Origin of the sequence: Stenotrophomonas sp. TWI700 (genome assembly GCF_039673645.1) — a bacterium.
In the GTDB taxonomy this organism is placed as follows: Bacteria; Pseudomonadota; Gammaproteobacteria; order Xanthomonadales; family Xanthomonadaceae; genus Stenotrophomonas; species Stenotrophomonas maltophilia_AA.
The window spans coordinates 414,847-432,139 of the sequence record NZ_JBDJMB010000001.1 but is presented as its reverse complement, the minus strand read 5'-3'; the positions used below and the strand labels follow the sequence as shown (position 1 = coordinate 432,139).

Below are 17,293 nucleotides of genomic sequence, written 5' to 3'. Positions count from 1 at the left end.
CTGCAGAGCCGGCCAGCGGCCGGCACTACCGGTCTGGTGCGCCGCCGGTGTTACCGGTCCTGTGCAGCGGCCGGCAGCAGGAATTGATCCAGCAGCCATAGCGCCGCCGGCCCCAGCGGCGTGCCTTTTTGCCATACCGCATCGGTGGAGACCAGCCGCGGCCAGCCGGGCAGCGGCAGCTCAACCAGCATGCCCCGGCCATAGCGCGTCACCAGCGAGCGCGGCAACGCCGCCCAGCCGAACCCGTCCTCGGCCATCTCCAGCACCATCAGGTAATCCGACGCCGACCAGGTGCGGCCACGTGCGTGGCCCTCGCGCTCCGCATCACCGCTCAGGCAGATCTGGCGGTGGCTGGCCAGATGCGATTCGTCGGGCGCAGGCAGCGCCGCCAGCGGGTGGCCGGTGGCGACGAAGATGGCCATGTCCGCGCGCAGGGGCAGGGCACGCACGGCCAGTTCGGACGGGTACGCCGGCTGATGCGGGATCAGCCCGAGATGGGCGCGGCCGCGCTGCACGACATCGAGCACATCGCTGCCTTCGGCATCCAGCCATTCCAGCTCGATATCCGGGAAACGCTGCTCGAACCGGCGCAGCAGATGCTGGTCGGGGTTGAGCTGGTAGATATCCGAGAACACCAGGCTCAGGCGCGGTTCGACCTCGTCGGCCAGCCGGATGCTGAGTTGCTCCAGGCGATCGGCGGCGGCAAGGATTTCCTGCGCATGGCCCAGCACTTTGCGCCCGTCTTCGGTCAGGACCGGATAGCGCCCGCTGCGATCGAACAGGGTGAGGCCCAGGTCGGCCTCCAGCGTGGCGATCGCGGTGCTGATGGTCGATTGGGTCTTCTTCAGGCGGCGGGCGGCGGCGGAGAACGAGCCGAGTGCGGCGGCTTCGACGAAGGCGTGCAGGGATTCGGGGCCGTAGCGCATGGATGTATCGTCTTTGTCGATGGATTCCATCTTTGTAATGATGGAAAAGGCGATGATAATCGGCGCGTCGCTTGGGCGCCATGGCCCGGCTGCCGTACCGACCAACGGTCGGTACCTACCGATTCGGTGCCGATGCGGTCGGTACCTACCGGATGCGGTGCCGATGCGGTGCCCACGGTGCCGACAGTGCCGACCCGGTGTCGGCAGCCAGGTCACCCGGCCCGCAGCGAGGCACGTGCATCCGCCATCCCGGCCGATGCCCCGGTGCCCGGCATTCCGTTGGTGTGCGCCGGCCGCAATCAAGGAGCTTTCCATGCACACACAGGTGCATTCGCAACCCCGTGCCCGTGGCGGTCTGATCGCCTGGGCCTGCCTGACCGTGGCGATCGTCGCTGAAGTGGTCGGTACCTCGTTCATGGCTGACGCCGCCCGTCATGGTGGCCACCTCGGCTATGCCGTCATGGCCGTGGCCCTGGCCATTTCGTATTACTTCCTGGCACTGTCGGTGCGCGGCATCGCGGTCGGTGTGGCCTACGCGGTGTGGGAGGGCCTCGGCCTGACCCTGCTGACGCTGGTCGGCATGTTCGTGTTCAAGGACAGCCTCTCGGTGCAGCAGATGATCGGGCTGGTGATGGCGGCGGCCGGCATCGTCTGCGTCACCCTCGGCGAGGAGCACACGTCATGAATCTCACCGCGTTCCTGTTCGTCCTGTGTTCGGCGCTGATCGACATCGCCGCCAACATGATGGTCGCCAAGTCCGATGGCTTCCGTAAGCCGGCGTGGGGCGTCGCCGCGATCGGACTGGTCTGGATTGCCTTCACGTTGCTCGGCCAGGCGGTCAAGACCATGGACCTGGCCACGGCCTATGCGATGTGGGGCGCCATCGGGGTGATCGGCACCGCCCTCTGCGGGCGCCTGCTGTTCGGCAACCGCCTGCGTCCGATCGGCTGGGTGGGGATCGCGCTGGTCACGGGTGCGGTGGTGGTGCTGTCCAGGCACTGATTTTCAACTCCCCACTGCGGCGCAAATTCCCCGCGCGTTTGTTCTGTGATCATTCGCTGCGCCAGTGAATGTTCAGGTCGTCGCGCGGGTGGTGGATCCAGGTCGAAGGGTTTGCCGGGTTGCAGGCGCGTGGAGTTAGCGTCTGACCACGACTTTTTGGAGACTATTTTTCTAGAGTCGTCCAATAGTTGGGTGTCATAAGCGTAATTCGCATCAGTTGATTGTCGAATGTGCTATAGAGAATGTGCAGGCTGTGTGTGGCGAAATGCCATAGAAAATGCCCCGTTAAGCGACTTTCTTCTATAATGGTTGGCGGTGTCTTTATCTTTTCGAGTGCCTTTAGCGGGCTGTCGCTAAAAGATAATCCGTAAGGTAGCTCTCCGGTCCACTGTCGGGCCTCTCTGTTGCGTGCGCGGAAGAATTTTACCGCAGCTAATACTAAGTCCTGTTTGTTTTGATTGTTGGTTCTACGTGACTTTATGTTGTCCTCAAAAGACATCTCAAATCCGGATTCAAATGTGAAATCTGCTTCTCGTTCATCATCAGAGTCCAGCATGCGCTGGCGGATATTGAGTGGCGAAACTGCTTTATTTATCACTTCTGAGTCTATATTTGCTCCAAATAAATTCATCCAATCTTGGCAGGATATGTTGCAGGGGATGCGGCCTTCTTCTGGAAAAGGATGAAGGGGGAGCGATAGGGTTAAACTCTCTATCAAGGTTTTGCTCGGAGTGTAGCGGATGTGCAATCTGTAGTTTTCAGTATGCCAACAGTCCGTTTGTTGAGATTCGTGCCGGCTATAGTTACTAAGTTTTTTTTGTGCTTGCGCTCTTGAATCTGTAAATTTCAAGTCGTGGGGTAGCCGACCTGGATATGCGAGGATCTCAGGGTTGTCATTGAAGTTGGATGTGTATAGATATACTTGAAAAATCAGTGAAGGACCTCTTCCCCATCCGTACTCTGGGGTGGCCTCGAAGTAGGATTTGTTAACAAAGCCCAGCTCGATACCTTTGCGGCGTATAAGTAGCCAGTCAAACCATTTCCTATCGTCGTTGCGTGTGATTCGAGGCCTGCGGCATGTTTCGAGGGTGTCAAGCATGTGTTCTATGGTTGGTGAGTCGGTGCCTATATTTAGTATCGAAACGGGATTAAAGTCGGTCATTTTCGTTCCGGTTGGCTCGCGATTCTTCTTTATGAAGTCAGGCAGGGATGACTCAATCTATGGCCAAAGTAGAATGGACATATCGCGTAGAGAGCCCTTATTTTTTTCAGTTCTAACGGCGGTGGAAATAGTCGGAGTGTCCCAGCGCATCGTACCAAGGTCGCTATTCTGGAAGGATGGTTCGCCTAATATTTCTTTTATGTCTTCTTCCCGCATGCCGTTGGTTATTCCAAACGGTAGTTTTCCGGTGTAAGGGTGCATGTCGCCTTCGTGGTTGGCGTAAAATCTGATGCAGCTCAGAACCAGTTCGCCGTCTTTGTAGCTGTGAAGTTTTTTTCTTATATTTTTTTCATCTTCGAAAATTAATTCAATGCCTAGATTGTGCTCGCAGACGAACACTTGATCATCCCCGGGTTCAATTTCAACATGGTGGGGAAGGTTGATGATGGAAAGAAAGTCTTGTATTTTTGTATTGGTGACGGGTAGGCCTAAAAGAAAAGGTAGTTCTTCAGTGGTTGGCATGGCCGTATTGTTCATTTTATGAGTTTCCTGCTTCTTGATCGATGTTGAAAGAGCTTCCTCATCTGCTTACGTTAATGAATAGTTCGATGGATTTCATCGTGTCCGGCATGGCATTAGCTCTTGGTTGCGTTAATCCATCTCGCAGGCTGTGGTTTTTGTGCGTTTGCGCAATCAGATCAGTGCTCGGCATCCGCGCTGGACGTTTTCGCACATGGATGCCCGGATATCCGGAAGATTCAGCTGGCTCGCTGCACGTCAAACAGCATTGTAGGTTCGGCTTGGCACAACATACACTCGCCGTGCGTCGGTTAGGCCGCGTCATCCATTAGCTGTAGCTTCGCCAGCCATTCAGTGGTTGGACCGAATGTCGTTTACGGCCCGGCAAACACACATGGCGATGTGCGAGGGATCAGCGGAACAACTGATTCAACACCGCCCCGGAGGCCGCGTCGGCGAATCCGTCGAAGCGGCCCTCGTCCATCAGCAACTGCGAGGCGCGCATCATCCCGCCCCAGGCGGTGCGCGCCATCGCACCGCCCACGCTGACCCGGCGCACGCCCATGCCGGCGATGTCCTGCAGGGTGAAGGACAGTGCGCTGCCGACCAGCAGGTTGACCGGACGCGGCGCCACCGCAGCCACGACGGCCGATCTGTTCGCGGGTGCTGATGCCCGGCGCGTACAGACAGTCCGCGCCGGCGTCGGCATAGGCCCGCAGGCGGGTGATCGCATCGTCCAGGTCGGGGCGGCCGACGAAGAAGTTCTCGGCGCGGCCGATCAGCAGCACGTCCTCGCCGGATGCGTCGATCGCACGGCGTGCAGCCCGTACCCGTGCGACGGCATCCTCCAGCGTGCGCAGCGGATGGGCGGGATCGGTGCCGGCGTCTTCGATGGAAATGCCCGCCACCCCGGTGGCGATGGCGCGGGTGACGTTGCCGCCGACATCCTCCAGCGTGCCAAAGCCATCGCCGAAATCGGCATTCAACGGGAGCGGGGTCGCGGCGGCCAGGCTGTGCAGATGCGCGAGCGTTTCGTCCAGGGTCAGCGTGCCATCGGCCTGCGCCTGGCTCCACGCATAGCCGGAGCTGGTCGAGGCCAGCGCCTGGAAGCCGAGGCTGTGCAGATAGCGTGCGCTGCCGGCATCCCACGGATTGGGCAGCACGAAGCAACCGTCCTCATGCAGTGCGCGGAAGGCCGCACGGCGCGGGCGGGGATCGAAGGGCAGGGCCGTCATGGTGCGCATCCGGTGGGCAGTGGACCGATGGTAACGCCATCGTCCGGCACGCCCGTCAGGCCTTTACCCACCGCGCGCATAGCCCCACCAGCACCAGCGTCACCGCCATCGCACTGAAGGCGAACACCAGACTGCTTGCCTGCGCAACGAAACCGATCAGCGCCGGGCCGGCCAACACGCCTGCATAGCCGAGTGTGGTGATCGCCGGGATCGCCAGGCTTTCCGGCATGACCTTCTGGTTGCCCGCCATCGAGAACAGCGCCGGGACGATGTTCGCGCAGCCGAGGCCGACCAACGCATAGCCGCACAGGGCCAGCGGCATCCAGGTCGCAAACGTCGCCAGGGCGAAGCCCGACGCCGCCACCAGGCTGCCGATCAGGATCGAACGGTGGCGGCCGAGCCGGGCCACCACGCTGTCACCGACCAGCCGGGTCACGGTCATCGCGATGGCGAAGGCCAGATACCCCAGGCCGGCGCGGGAGGGGTCGACCTGCTGCACTTCATGCAGGAACACCGCGCTCCAGTCGAGCACCGAGCCCTCGGCCAGGAACGCCACGAAACACAGCACGCCGATCGCCAGCACCACTCCGTGCGGCACCGCGAACATCGGCGCATCACCGGGGGCCTTGTCGGTCCGCCAGTACGGCAGCGAGATCGCCAGCAGTGCGGCCATCACCGCCGAGGCCAGCAGGCACACCAGCCACGGCGGCAGGTGGACCGCGAGCAGGCCGGTCATCGCGCCGGCACCGACCGCGCCGCCGATGCTGTAGAAGGCGTGGAAGCCGGACATCATCGGCCGGCCGCTGTCGCGCTCGACCATGATCGCCTGCATGTTCATCACGCAATCGCAGGCGCCGACGCCCGCACCGAACACGAACAGCACCGCGCCCAACGTCAGCGGCGAGGGGGCGATGGCCAGCAGGGGCAGGGTGGCGATCACCATCACCAGCGTGGCGATCATCACCGCACGGCAGCCGTGGCGTGCGGCGAGCATCCCGGCGATCGGCATCGCCAGCAGCGAACCGGCGCCCAGGCACAGCAGCACCAGGCCCAGCGAGCCTTCATCCAGGCCCGTGCGGTTCTTGGCGAACGGTACCAGCGGCGCCCAGGCGGCGGTGGCGAAGCCGGGCAGGAAGAAGGCGGCGCGGGTGGCGTGCTGCTGGCCACGGGCGAGGAGGGACGAAGAAGCAGAACGCGTCGACATGGAGTCCGGACCTCAGTGCTGCGCGGCGTGCTGGAGGGAGACACCGCGGCGCTCGAACGCCGCGACCTGTGCCGCTGGCGCGTCCGCTTCCACGACCAGCAGGTCGATCTGGTCCACATCGCCGATCCGGTGCGCGGCCTGCGCGCCCAGCTTGTCGTTGGTGGCGACGACCACGCAGCGGCTGCTGGCGGCAATCAGGGCGCGCTTGAGTGTCGCCTCCTCGCCATCCACGGCCCAGATGCCCGCCTCGGCATCCACCGCGCAGGTGCCGACAAAGCACACGTCCACGCGCAATGCACGGATCGCGTCCAGTGCCTGCGCGCCCACGGTCGCGCCGATGCGCGGGTCCATGCGGCCGCCGATCAGCGTGACCTCGATGCCCGGGCGGCTCATCAACGCCAGCGCGATATCCGGGGCGTTGGTCACCACGCGAATGCCCTGATGCTCGGACAGGCAGGTGGCGATCACCGTATTGGTCGAGCCGGCGTCGAGGAAGACCAGCTCGCCGGGCAGCACCTGGGCGGCCGCGATCCGCGCCAGGGCGCGCTTGCGCTCGTGGTCCTTTTCGTGGCGCTCGGCCAGCGCCGGGAACGTCGGCGTCGCCGGCAGCGCACCGCCATGCACCTTGCGGCACAGGCCCTGTGCGGCCAGCTCGCGCAGGTCGCGGCGGATCGAGTCTTCCGAGACCTGCAGTTCGACGGCGAGCTGCGCCGACATCACGCGGCCGTGTTCGCGCAGCAGGCGCAGGATGGTCTGTTGGCGTTCGCCCGGCAGGGCGTCCTGGGTGGTCATGGGTAACCTCGGGTCAGGGCGGAGGCAGCGCACCAGCCTGCATGAATGTGCAGATATGTGCGTTTGAGTGCCTGTATGTGCTCCGCACTGTAGCAGATTCTGCCGCGTTGTCTGCTTAAATATGCACGTATATGCCGATATGTGCTGGATCGTTCAGCTGGCACCCGTCCTCCCGCTCATGCCATCGGCAACAGCTCCGGCCGGATCACCGCCGCCGCCCAGTCCATGAACGCGGCCACCCGGCGCGGCAGATGACGGCGCTGGGCATACAGCAGCGTGACCGGCATGGGCTCGGCCTTCACCCCGGTGAGAATCTCCACCAGCGTGCCCGCCGCCAGGGCCTGGCGGACGCCCAGTCGTGGCACCTGGATGATGCCCAGCCCGGCCAGCGCCGCCGCGGTGTATCCATCGCCGCTGTTGACCGTCACCGCGCCCCCCATCGGCAGGCTGCGATAGACCTCACCGTCGGGGTACTCGAACCCGGGCGAGCGCTGGCCCAAAGTGCCGACGTAGTGGATCAGGGCGTGGCCGGCCAGGTCGTCCAGCGTCGTGGGTGTACCGCGCGCGGCCAGATACGCCGGGCTGGCGCAGTTGATGATCGGCAGATGCCCGAGCGGGCGGGCGACCAGCGTGTTGTCATCCAGCGGGCCGACCCGCAGCACGCAGTCGAAGCCTTCGCGGATCAGATCAACCCGGCGATCGGTACCGCTCAGCTCGATCTCCACCCCCGGATGCCGGGCCAGGAAATCCGGCAGCTGCGGAATCACCAGTTGCCTGGCCAGCCCACTGGACATGTCCACGCGCAGGCGGCCCTTCAACTGGCTGGTATCGATCCGGAACATGCCCTGCAGGTCGTCCATCTCGTGCAGCAGATCGTGCGCGCGCGCCTGGAACTGGGCGCCATCGGCGGTCAGCTGCACCCGGCGCGTGGTCCGGTGCAGCAGCTGCACGCCCACTTCCGCTTCCAGCCGTTGCACGGCGAGGGACACACTGGCCTTGGGCAGGCCGAGGCTGTCGGCCGCGCCGGTGAACGAGCCCAGTTCGGCGACCCGCAGGAAGCAGCGCAGTTGATCGAGGCGATCCATGGATTGTTCGCGAAGTATGGACAGTCAAATCAGCATCCGCTGATTTATGCCGGTCTGCAATGCCAATACGCTGGCCTTCCTTATCCAAGCAGGTGACTGACATGCGCAACGCACACCGAATCGTTCTGATCACCGGCGGCAGCCGTGGCCTCGGCCGCAATGCCGCCCTCGCGCTGGCCGCCGATGGCGCGGACATCGTGCTCACCTACCGCAGCCAGGCCGAGGCCGCCCAGCAAGTTGTCACCCAGATCGAGGCGCTGGGGCGTCGCGCTGCGGCCGTTCCGCTCGACATGGCCGACAGCGACGGGTTTGCTGCCTTCGCCGGCCAGGTCCGCACCGTGCTGGACGGGTGGGGCGAGACCCACCTGCAGGGTCTGCTCAACAACGCCGGCGAAGGGCTGCACGCGATGATTGCCGACACCACGGTCGCGCAGTTCGACGCACTGGTCGCCGTGCATCTGAAGGGCCCGTACTTCCTGACGCAGGCGTTGTTGCCGCTGCTCGCCGACGGCGGCCGCATCCTCAACGTCTCCAGCGGACTGGCGCGCTTCTCCCTGCCGGGCAGCTCGGCCTACGCGATGATGAAGGGCGGCATCGAAGTGTTCACCCGCTACCTTGCGAAGGAGCTTGGCGCACGTGGCATCAGCGCCAACACACTCGCGCCGGGCGCGATCGAAACCGACTTCGGTGGCGGCCGCGTGCGCGACGATGCGCAGGTCAACGCGATGGTGTCCTCGATCACCGCGATGGGCCGGCCGGGCAAGCCCGATGACATCGGCCCGGTGGCGGTCGCACTGCTGTCGCCGCAGACCGCATGGGTCAACGCGCAGCGGGTGGAGGCATCGGGCGGCATGTTTGTCTGAACTGAGAATGATTCGCATCACTCGCCGTCACTGGCTATGATGCGGGTCCTTTCCGTTACGACCCGAGCCCCTCGTGAAGCATGCGTCGCCAATCAGCCCCATGGGCCGCGTATTCGCCACGGTCGCCTTCATTGAAGCCTTGACCTGGGCCGGCCTGTTGATCGGCATGTACTTCAAGTACCAGGCGGCCGATCCGACGCCGGTCGGGGTCAAGATCTTCGGGCCCGTGCACGGCGTGGCCTTCATGGTCTACGTCGTTGTGTCGGTGCTCGCCGCCATCCGTCTGCGCTGGCCCTGGTGGGCGGCACTGCTGGCGCTGGCCGCGGCGGTACCGCCGCTGGTCACGCTGCCGCTGGAATGGTGGTTCAAGCGTCGTGGACTGTTGTCGGCGCCGATCGCAAGGAGGAAGTGAAGCGCGCGCGTCCGCAGCATTGAAGGGCGGTCATCCAGTGGTTGACCATCTGTTGTCTCGAAGACTGGTTGAACGCGACGCCTGACATCCTGCGCAGAGATGCGGCGACGCAGCAGCGACGACGGGAGGAATGCGCGACGTCGCAATCGCAATGAGTCTGTCGTCACGGGTGCCGGCTGAAACCAGGGCGATTTTCAAACGACGATCACAGCATCGCATCTATCAATCGAACCATCGCGCGCGTACAGGACAGAGAGGTCTACGTTCATGCCCCCTTGACCAGCTTCGGCTGGACACCCATGGAGGCATCAATGCACGTTACGTCCCTTATCCCTGATCATGTTGCCCGCAGGAAAGGCCTGCGCATGCTCCTGCTCACCTCATCGCTGCTGAGCGCGCAGGCATTTGCACAGAGCACAGTAGGTGACATCAGCGGTCTCGCTCCCGAATTCACGGGTGGCGAGGTGCGTGTCCGCAACCTGGACTCGGGTGTGACGCGCGAGAGTGTGATCAGCGCTGACGGCAGGTTCCGTATCGGTGCGCTGGGTGCAGGTCGGTATGAGGTCGAGGCAACCGGCACCAATGGCGCTGCACGCACCCTCGTGGTCACGGTGATTGCGGGCCAGACCACCAGTGCGGACATGGGTCGTGCGGCAACGCTGGATACGGTCAACGTTCGCGCCCAGCTGGGGGCGACGATCGATCTGGGAAGTGTCGAGTCCAGGACGACGTTCACAGCCGAACAACTGAACGCATTGCCCGTTGGTCGCGACATCACCAGCGTCTCTCTGCTCACGCCCGGCACGGTGGCGAGCAGCGGCTACTTCGGCCCCGCCTCGTTCGGCGGCGCATCGGCCGCCGAGAACAGCTACTACGTCAACGGTTTCAACGTAACCAACCTGTTCGACAGCCTCAGCTTCTCCGAAGTCCCTTTCCAGGCGATTGACCAGCTGGACGTCCAGACCGGCGGCTATGGTGCCCGCTATGGTTTCTCCACCGGGGGCGTGACCAGCGTCAACGTCAAACGCGGTACCAATGAATGGAAGGGCGGCTTCAGCTGGACCACGGCTCCGGATGCATGGCGGAGCAATGAGCCGGACACCCTGCGCGCAGACGGCACATTGCTGCGCTCTTACGACAAGAACAGCCGGAACAGCGACGTCGCCTCTGCGTGGGTAGGCGGCCCATTGATCCAGGACAAGCTGTTTGTGTTCGCGTTGGGGAGCATGAGTCGCTCCGATCGCGAAACCTACGGCGGGCGAACGGGCAGCGGGCCGCGGTCGCCCCAGGACCCGACCAAGCCTCGTCCACCCTCGTCGCTCTCAACCACTGCGGAGGAATACACCTCCAAGGATCCCTACTGGCTGATCAAGCTGGACTGGTATCTCAATGAGGACAACCACCTTGAGTACACCGGCTTCGGCAACCGTCGCCGCTACCATTACGACAACTACACTGCTGCCTACGAGAGCGATGAGCCGGGCGCCGAAGCCACCAAGAAGGACTACCTGGGCCGGCTCTACCGCGAGCGCGACGGCACGACGCATATCCTGCAATGGACGAGCTATCTCAGTGACGCGCTGACGGCCAGCGTCCGCTACGGTCAGATGCGCAACAAGAACGCCGATTACACGATCAGTCCGAGCGGAAGGCGCTCGGACTATGACGGCGATATATCCAGCCCCGATGGGGATTGCCCCTACGTGGTCGATAACGTGCTTGGCAAGCGGGTGGGCTGCGCGGTCACCAGCCAGATCGACATCAAGAATGGGACCAATGAGCGGACCAGTGCCATGGTGGATCTCACCTGGCAACTGGCAGAGCATCGGCTGGGATTCGGGTACAGCAACGATGAGTGGAATTCCCGCCAAGGTACTGCGTACTCCAGCGGTGCCTACTGGCGCCTCTACGAGAATTTCGCCCGGAAGACCAATTTCCGGACCGGTGGCACCATCGGGATCAAACAGCGCTCCTGGTACCTTGAAGATCACTGGCAGATCAATGATGTGTTCATGCTCTACGCCGGCCTTCGTAACGATTCGTTCGACAACCGGAACAGCGATGGTGTCTCCTTCGTGAAGCAGGACAACATCTGGCAGCCGCGCGGCGGCTTTGCATGGAATGTGATGGGCGACGGCAACAGCAAGCTGTTTGGCTCGCTTGGGCGATACTCGCTGCCCATCGCAGCAAATGTGTCGCTGCGAGCAGCGTCGGCATCCTATTACACCGATGAGTTCTTCACCTACGATGGCTATGACCCGGTCACTGGCAAGCCCAACATCACCGGGTCCTACCAGGGGGGCAGCAGGGACAGCGTCATCAACGGCGCAGATGGCTCGGCGCCCGACCCAAAGGCAGTCGCTTCCAAAGGCTTGAAGCCCTACACGCAGGATGAGGCGATCCTGGGTTACGAGCATCGCATCCAGTCCTCAAACCCGTGGGTTGATGGCTGGACCCTGGGCGCGAAGGTGACCTACCGACGGATCAACAACGTCATCGACGATACCTGCGACGCGCGCTCCCTGTACAACGCTGCCAAGGATGCCGGCTACGACCTATCCAACTGGGACAGTCCGTGGGAGGTGCCATCGGGCATACCGGGCTGTTGGATCTACAACCCGGGCGACGACCTGAGGCTGAGCATCGATGTCGATGGCGATGGCAAGCCGGATGACATCACCGTTCCCGGGGAAGAACTAGGTCCGAAGGCAACGCGCAGCTATCGGGCCCTGTCTCTTTCTGCGGACCGACAGGGCGAGCGCTGGTATGCCAGCGTGAACTACACCTGGGCCAAGCTGCACGGCAACTACGAAGGCTTGGTGAAGAGTACCAATGGGCAGGACGACACCGGCACAACGTCGGACTTCGACTTCAAAGAGTTGATGTACGGCGCGGACGGCTATCTCTTCAATGATCGTCGTCACAGCTTCAAACTGTATGGGTCGTACGACCTGACGGATCAGTGGCAGGTCGGTGCCAATCTGCTCGTACAGTCCGGCACGCCGATCACCTGCCTGGGGGGCGGCTATGGCACATTCGGGACCGAGTATGGCTATGCGGGCGTGTTCCACACCTGCAATGCCGACATTGATGAAGTCGTTGGTCTGGGCAGCAGCGGTCGCACGCCCTGGGTCGCCAGCCTCGATCCCACCGTGATCTATCGACCTTCAGCGCTGAAGGGCTTGAGTGTTCAGTTCTCGGTGCTGAACCTGTTCAATTCGATCAAGCCCTTGCAGGTGTACGAGACGAAATACAGCGTCGATTCCACGGGAACCATCACGGACTTCTTCAATCACGAGAAGGCCAAGTACTACACCAATCCGCGCTACGCGCGGCTGCAGCTGCAGTACGACTGGTAACGCCGTTCGGCTCGGCCCTGCCATCGCGCAGGGTCGAGCCGGGCTTGACAGTCACCCAACGCCGAGCACGCCAAGAATCTGCTTCGGTGACTGGAATCCCGCCAGCCGCGCGGTTTCGTGACCGTCGCGGACCACCAGCAACGTGGGGGTCTGGCGCAGCCCGAGCTCGCGGAACAATCCCTCTCCAACCGTTTCGAGTCTCACCTTCAGCAGGGTCATGCCAGCGTCTTGAATCGCGCCGGCAACACTTGCCAGCGACATCTCCAGCATCCGGCATCCCGGGCAGTCGTCCTTGTGGAAGTCCACCAGCAGGGCGGGATGTTCGCGCAGGGCGGCGTGGTAATCCTCGGGGGTCTGGGCGTGCAGGGTCAGCATGTCGTCGTGCTCGTGGTAGGGGCCAACACGGTGTCGGTCCAGTGGTGGATGGCGTGGGTATCCTCGGCGCCCTGCGGCATCTGCTCGATTTCGAGCACCGGGCAGGGCGAGGTGAAGAACCGCGCCAGCCGATGCGCGGCGCCGCAGTAGTACTCCTCGCCCCATTGGGTCTCGCCGGTGCCGAACACCGCCACCGGAAAGGGCAGCGGCAACCCGAAGCGGTCGCGCAGCGCGGCCACGCAGTCCTTCATTTCCGCCGGGGTACGCCCGGCGTTGTCGGTCCAGGAACCGAGCAGGCACAGGGTGGGTGCCGCGTCCGCCAGTACGGCGGCCACGTCGCCGGCATCGACGTCGAGCCAGTCCACGTGATGCCCCAGCGCTTCGCAATGCGCCCGGATCAGCGTCGCCACCTCGCGGGTGTTGCCGCTCAGCGAGGCGAACGCCAGCAGGATCTGCATCTGCCCGGGCGCCTTACAGATCGTCGAAGCCATTGTCCGAATTGGTCTTCTTGTAGCTGGCGTTGCGCATCTCGAAGAAGTCGGTCTTGGTTTCGGTGAAATTGTCGGCGTACGCCTTGATCCACGGCATCACGTTGACGTTGGTCTCGCTGTACAGCTTCTCGATGCCGAGCATGCCGGCCATCTTGTTGGCGCGGTATTTCACGTAGCGGATCATCTCGTCCACGTCGATGCCGTCGATGCCGTCGAGCACTTCACCGGTCCAGCGCGTCTCCAGCTGGATGGCGTGCTCGAAGGCTTCATGCACGTACGCGGTCAGCTGCTCGCCCTGCAGGGCCGGGTTCTCGCCGATGATCGCGCGGATCAGTTCGCTGATGAACTTGGTGTGGGCCAGCTCGTCGCGGTTGATGAAGCTGATGATCTTGCCGGTGCCGGTCATGCGGTTCTGGCGGACCAGGTTGTAGAAGAACGCGAACCCGGAATAGAAGTTGATCCCTTCCAGGATCGAGGACTGGATCAGCGCACGGATCAGCGTCTCGGCGGTCTTCTCGCGCATGAAGTCGTCGTAGGACTGCATGATCGGCGCGTTGCGGGCGAGGATGGTCGGGTGGGTGCGGGCGATCTCGAATACGCGGTTCTGGTCGGCCAGACCGGCGATCGAGGCCAGCACGTAGCTGTAGCTCTCGTTGTGGATCACTTCCTGCTGGCCGATGATCGCGGCGTTGGCGTGCGCGGCGGGATCGGTGATGTACTCGGCGACGTTGTAGATGAAGCGCGTCTGCGGCGAGTCCAGCGTGGCGAGCAGGCCGATGATGGAGTCGTAGGCGTTCTTCTCGCGGGCGTTGAGCTCACCGTACTGGCGCGCGTCGCCCTTCATGTCGACTTCGTCGGGAATCCAGAAGTTGGTCGAGAGCTCCTTGTATGCCCGATAGAAGGACGGGTAGGGGATGTCGTTCCAGTTGAGGATGCCGCTGGTGCGGCCGTTGATGATGCCGGTGGAGCGGTTGGGGTGGCGCGGTTCGAGGATCTTGATGCGTTCGAGGGGGATGGCCATGGGGTGTGTCCTTGGTTCTTTGCGGGCGATGCGGGGGTGCTGGGTTGCCGGCCAGCGGCCGGCACAACCGGTCAAGGTGCTTACGACCAAACGTCGTCAGCTACCGGGCTGACCGGGTCAGCTGCTGCACCATTCGCACTCGCTAATGTCGATGTCGTTCGAGCGCACGTAATAGGTCGTCTTCAGGCCTTCGCGCCAGGCACTCATGTGCAGCGCGAGCAGGGTGCTGGCGCGGATGGTGCTGGGCACGTAGAGGTTGAAGCTGATCGACTGGTCCACATGGCGCTGGCGGCGGGCGTTCTGGCGGATGCTGGCGAACTGGTCGACCCGGTACGCGCCTTTCTCGTAGTACGGGTAGGTGTCCAGCGGCAGCCCCGGTGCGGCGACCGGGCGGCGGAAGTCCTTCTTTTCTTCGTAGTAGAACGCGCCGTAGACCGGGTCGATCGACGCCGTGGAGCCGGCGATCTGGGCGGTGCTCATGTTCGGCGCGACCGCCATCAGCCAGCCATTGCGCAGGCCGTTGACCCCCACCTGCGCCGCCAGTTCGCGCCAGGCCGGGCTGTCGTAGCCACGGGCGCGGAAGTACTCGCCGTTCTGCCAGTCGCTGCCGACGAAGGCGCTGTAGCGCCCCTTCTCCTTGGCCAACGTCATGCTCGCCTGGATGGTCAGGTAGTTGATGCGCTCGTACAGGCTGTCCGCATAGTCCTCGGCCTGGGTCGAGTTCCACTCGATCTGCTGCAGGGCAAGCAGGTGGTGCCAGCCGAACGTGCCCAGGCCGATCGCGCGGTACTTGCGGTTGGTGATGGTCGCCTGCGGCACCGGCAGCTGGTTGAGGTCGATCACGTTGTCCAGCATCCGCACCTGGATCGGCACCAGGCGCTCCAGCACGTCGGTGGTCAGCAGGTCCGGGGCAGCCTTCACTGCGCGGCCCAGGTTGATCGAGGACAGGTTGCACACCACGAAATCGCCGGCCTGTTTGGTCGTCACGATCTGGTCGCCGCTGATCATCTCCTGGATCATGCGGGTGGGGCTCATGTTCTGCAGGATCTCCGTGCACAGGTTGCTGGAGTAGATGCTGCCGGCATGCTTGTTCGGGTTCATCCGGTTCACTTCATCCCGGTAGAACATGAAGGGATTGCCGGTCTCCAGCTGGCTGACCATGATCCGCTTGAACAGGTCGATTGCCTTGATCGTGCGCCGGCTGATCCGCTCATCGGCCACCACCTCCTCGTACTTCTCACGGAAGCTGCCCTGGCCGCGCTGCTCATCGTGGAAGTCCTGCAGGTACCAACCCTTGATCCGCTTCACCTCATACGGATCGAACAGATACCAGTCACCCCGCCGCTCGACCGCCTCCATGAACAGGTCCGGCAGGCACACCGAGGTGAGCACATCGTGCGCGCGCAGGCGCTGGTCGCCGTTGTTCAGACGCAGATCGAGGAAGGCCTCGATGTCGCGGTGCCAGACATCCAGGTACACCGCGATCGCGCCCTTGCGCTGGCCCAGCTGATCCACGCTCACCGCGGTGTTGTTGAGCTGCTTGATCCACGGCACGACGCCGCCGGAGGAATTGGCCACGCCTCGGATCGAAGAGCCGGCCGAGCGCACATAGCCCAGGTAGGCGCCCACGCCACCGCCGTGCTTGGAGACGCGCGCCACGTCGGTGTTGGAGTCGTAGATGCCCTGCAGGCTGTCGTCCACCGTATCGATGAAGCACGACGACAGCTGGCCGCCCACCTTGCCGGCATTGGCAAGCGTCGGCGTCGCCACCGTCATGTACAGGTTGGACAGCGCCCAGTACGCCTCGCGCACCAGCAGCATGCGCCGCCGCCGTGAGCGCTCGCCGTGCTCGTGCTCGTGCTGCATCAGGTACAGCGCGATGGTCAGCCAGCGTTCCTGCGGCAGCTCGTACACAGCACGCGAGTGGTCGGTGGCGAGATAACGGGTGGCCAGCAGATACAGGCCGTTGTAGGCGAACAGGGTGTCGCGCTCGGGCTCGATCATCTGCCCGGCTTCCTCCAGTTCGTCCTTGGAATAGGCCTTGAGGATGTCGATCGAGTACACGTTACGGTCGGCCAGGCTCTCCTGCAGACCCACATAGGAACCGTACTTCAGCGTGGCATCGTAGAAGCGGTTCTTGCTGGCGCGCTTGTACAGGCGGCGCAGGTAGAGCCGGGCGGCGAAGTGTTCCCAGTCCGGCGCGGTGAGATCGATGCGCGATTCCGCCTCGCGGATCAGCAGATCCACCATCTCATCGGCGCTGAGCTGTTGCCGGCGCGCGATCTGCCCGAGCACGCTGCGCAGGTAGTCGGCCACGTCCAGCTGCGGGAACTCGGCGTGCACGCTGTGCACGGTCCGCTCCAGCCGCCCCTGGTCGAACGGCATGCGCCGGTTGCCGCCTTCCTTGGTGATCCACAGCGTTTCATTGACGGCGGCCGCATCAAAGGCGGTGTCGGTGGGCGGGGTGAGGGTCGAGGCGACGGTGTCGTCGATGTTCATGCGATCTCCTTGCATGGCGCAGTGCCCAGCAGGCGGCGCGGCAGAGCCGAGCGGCAGCCGGACAGAAGGCGTGTTGGGTGGGCAGGCCCTGCGTGTGCAGGAATACGTCGCCAGAGGCTCACATCGGTGGCGACGGGCCTTGCTTCCAGGCGCCGGTCAGGTGGTACGACGGGGCGTTGAAGAGCAACGCGGCGTCGGGACGGTGCACCGGGCCTGGCGGAAGCGGGGAGCCGATGGACACAACATAGTGGGGTGCGAGTGGATCGTCAACCGAAGATGTGGTGCTTTTTTGTCGCAGGGGTAGAGCGCAGGGGAGATGAACATCCGGTACAGCCTGCACTATCAAAC

Annotated in this window: 14 protein-coding genes and 2 pseudogenes; 5 read left to right on the top strand and 11 right to left on the bottom strand. The window is 63.3% G+C overall.

What is annotated here, in order from left to right:
• Window positions 1–50 precede the first annotated feature (50 nt).
• Entirely contained in the window at window positions 51–926 is an 876-nt protein-coding gene (locus tag ABE473_RS01815) for a LysR family transcriptional regulator (protein ID WP_346488276.1), read from the bottom strand.
• Window positions 927–1,239: 313 nt separating this feature from the next.
• On the opposite strand from ABE473_RS01815, the gene ABE473_RS01810 reads away from it, so the two are divergent.
• Together ABE473_RS01810 and ABE473_RS01805 are read left to right on the top strand one after the other, a co-directional pair.
• Window positions 1,240–1,611 carry a multidrug efflux SMR transporter gene (locus ABE473_RS01810; protein WP_346488275.1) on the top strand — a complete coding sequence of 124 codons (372 nt, stop codon included), beginning with the start codon at window positions 1,240–1,242 and terminating at the stop codon, window positions 1,609–1,611.
• The gene (locus ABE473_RS01805) at window positions 1,608–1,928 is read left to right on the top strand and encodes a multidrug efflux SMR transporter (RefSeq protein ID WP_346488274.1); all 321 of its coding nucleotides are present in this window, start codon (window positions 1,608–1,610) and stop codon (window positions 1,926–1,928) included. Before ABE473_RS01810 ends, ABE473_RS01805 begins: the two co-directional genes overlap by 4 nt.
• Before the next feature lie 163 nt (window positions 1,929–2,091).
• Here ABE473_RS01805 and ABE473_RS01800 read toward each other — a convergent pair whose 3' ends face one another.
• From ABE473_RS01800 to ABE473_RS01775, 6 genes and pseudogenes are all read right to left on the bottom strand, one after another.
• On the bottom strand, window positions 2,092–3,090 hold the full coding sequence (locus ABE473_RS01800) for a hypothetical protein (RefSeq protein WP_346488273.1): 999 nt from the start codon (window positions 3,088–3,090) through the stop codon (window positions 2,092–2,094).
• A gap of 57 nt (window positions 3,091–3,147) precedes the next feature.
• Window positions 3,148–3,627, bottom strand: coding sequence for a hypothetical protein (locus tag ABE473_RS01795; protein ID WP_346488272.1), 480 nt, complete (start codon window positions 3,625–3,627; stop codon window positions 3,148–3,150).
• 394 nt (window positions 3,628–4,021) lie between these two features.
• Window positions 4,022–4,844, bottom strand: a pseudogene (locus ABE473_RS01790) (isocitrate lyase/phosphoenolpyruvate mutase family protein).
• Window positions 4,845–4,899: 55 nt separating this feature from the next.
• Window positions 4,900–6,048 (bottom strand): MFS transporter, encoded by a 1,149-nt coding sequence (locus tag ABE473_RS01785; RefSeq protein WP_346488271.1) that lies wholly within the window; start codon window positions 6,046–6,048, stop codon window positions 4,900–4,902.
• Between the two features lie 12 nt (window positions 6,049–6,060).
• A complete protein-coding gene (locus ABE473_RS01780) occupies window positions 6,061–6,840 on the bottom strand; it encodes a DeoR/GlpR family DNA-binding transcription regulator (protein ID WP_346488270.1) in 780 nt (259 codons plus the stop codon).
• 176 nt (window positions 6,841–7,016) lie between these two features.
• Complete coding sequence (locus ABE473_RS01775; RefSeq protein ID WP_346488269.1) at window positions 7,017–7,925, bottom strand: LysR family transcriptional regulator; 909 nt, start codon at window positions 7,923–7,925, stop codon at window positions 7,017–7,019.
• Between the two features lie 101 nt (window positions 7,926–8,026).
• Here ABE473_RS01775 and ABE473_RS01770 point away from each other — a divergent pair, with 101 nt between their 5' ends.
• The 3 genes from ABE473_RS01770 (at window position 8,027) to ABE473_RS01760 (ending at window position 12,559) form a co-directional block, all read left to right on the top strand.
• Complete coding sequence (locus ABE473_RS01770) at window positions 8,027–8,788, top strand: SDR family oxidoreductase (RefSeq protein ID WP_346488268.1); 762 nt, start codon at window positions 8,027–8,029, stop codon at window positions 8,786–8,788.
• Between the two features lie 100 nt (window positions 8,789–8,888).
• Complete coding sequence (locus ABE473_RS01765) at window positions 8,889–9,200, top strand: DUF3817 domain-containing protein (protein ID WP_346488267.1); 312 nt, start codon at window positions 8,889–8,891, stop codon at window positions 9,198–9,200.
• Between the two features lie 365 nt (window positions 9,201–9,565).
• The gene (locus ABE473_RS01760) at window positions 9,566–12,559 is read left to right on the top strand and encodes a TonB-dependent receptor (protein WP_346488266.1); all 2,994 of its coding nucleotides are present in this window, start codon (window positions 9,566–9,568) and stop codon (window positions 12,557–12,559) included.
• Between the two features lie 51 nt (window positions 12,560–12,610).
• Here the strand turns inward: ABE473_RS01760 and ABE473_RS01755 are convergent, their stop codons facing one another.
• The 4 genes and pseudogenes from ABE473_RS01755 to ABE473_RS01740 form a co-directional block, all read right to left on the bottom strand.
• Window positions 12,611–12,934: a thioredoxin family protein gene (locus ABE473_RS01755; protein WP_346488265.1), complete on the bottom strand. Its 324-nt coding sequence runs from the start codon at window positions 12,932–12,934 to the stop codon at window positions 12,611–12,613.
• Window positions 12,928–13,392: a flavodoxin gene (locus ABE473_RS01750; protein ID WP_346488264.1), complete on the bottom strand. Its 465-nt coding sequence runs from the start codon at window positions 13,390–13,392 to the stop codon at window positions 12,928–12,930. Before ABE473_RS01750 ends, ABE473_RS01755 begins: the two co-directional genes overlap by 7 nt.
• 13 nt (window positions 13,393–13,405) lie before the next feature.
• Complete coding sequence (locus ABE473_RS01745) at window positions 13,406–14,446, bottom strand: ribonucleotide-diphosphate reductase subunit beta (protein ID WP_070425230.1); 1,041 nt, start codon at window positions 14,444–14,446, stop codon at window positions 13,406–13,408.
• 117 nt (window positions 14,447–14,563) lie between these two features.
• Window positions 14,564–16,867, bottom strand: a pseudogene (locus ABE473_RS01740) (ribonucleoside-diphosphate reductase subunit alpha); the annotation flags it as partial.
• Window positions 16,868–17,293 lie beyond the last annotated feature (426 nt).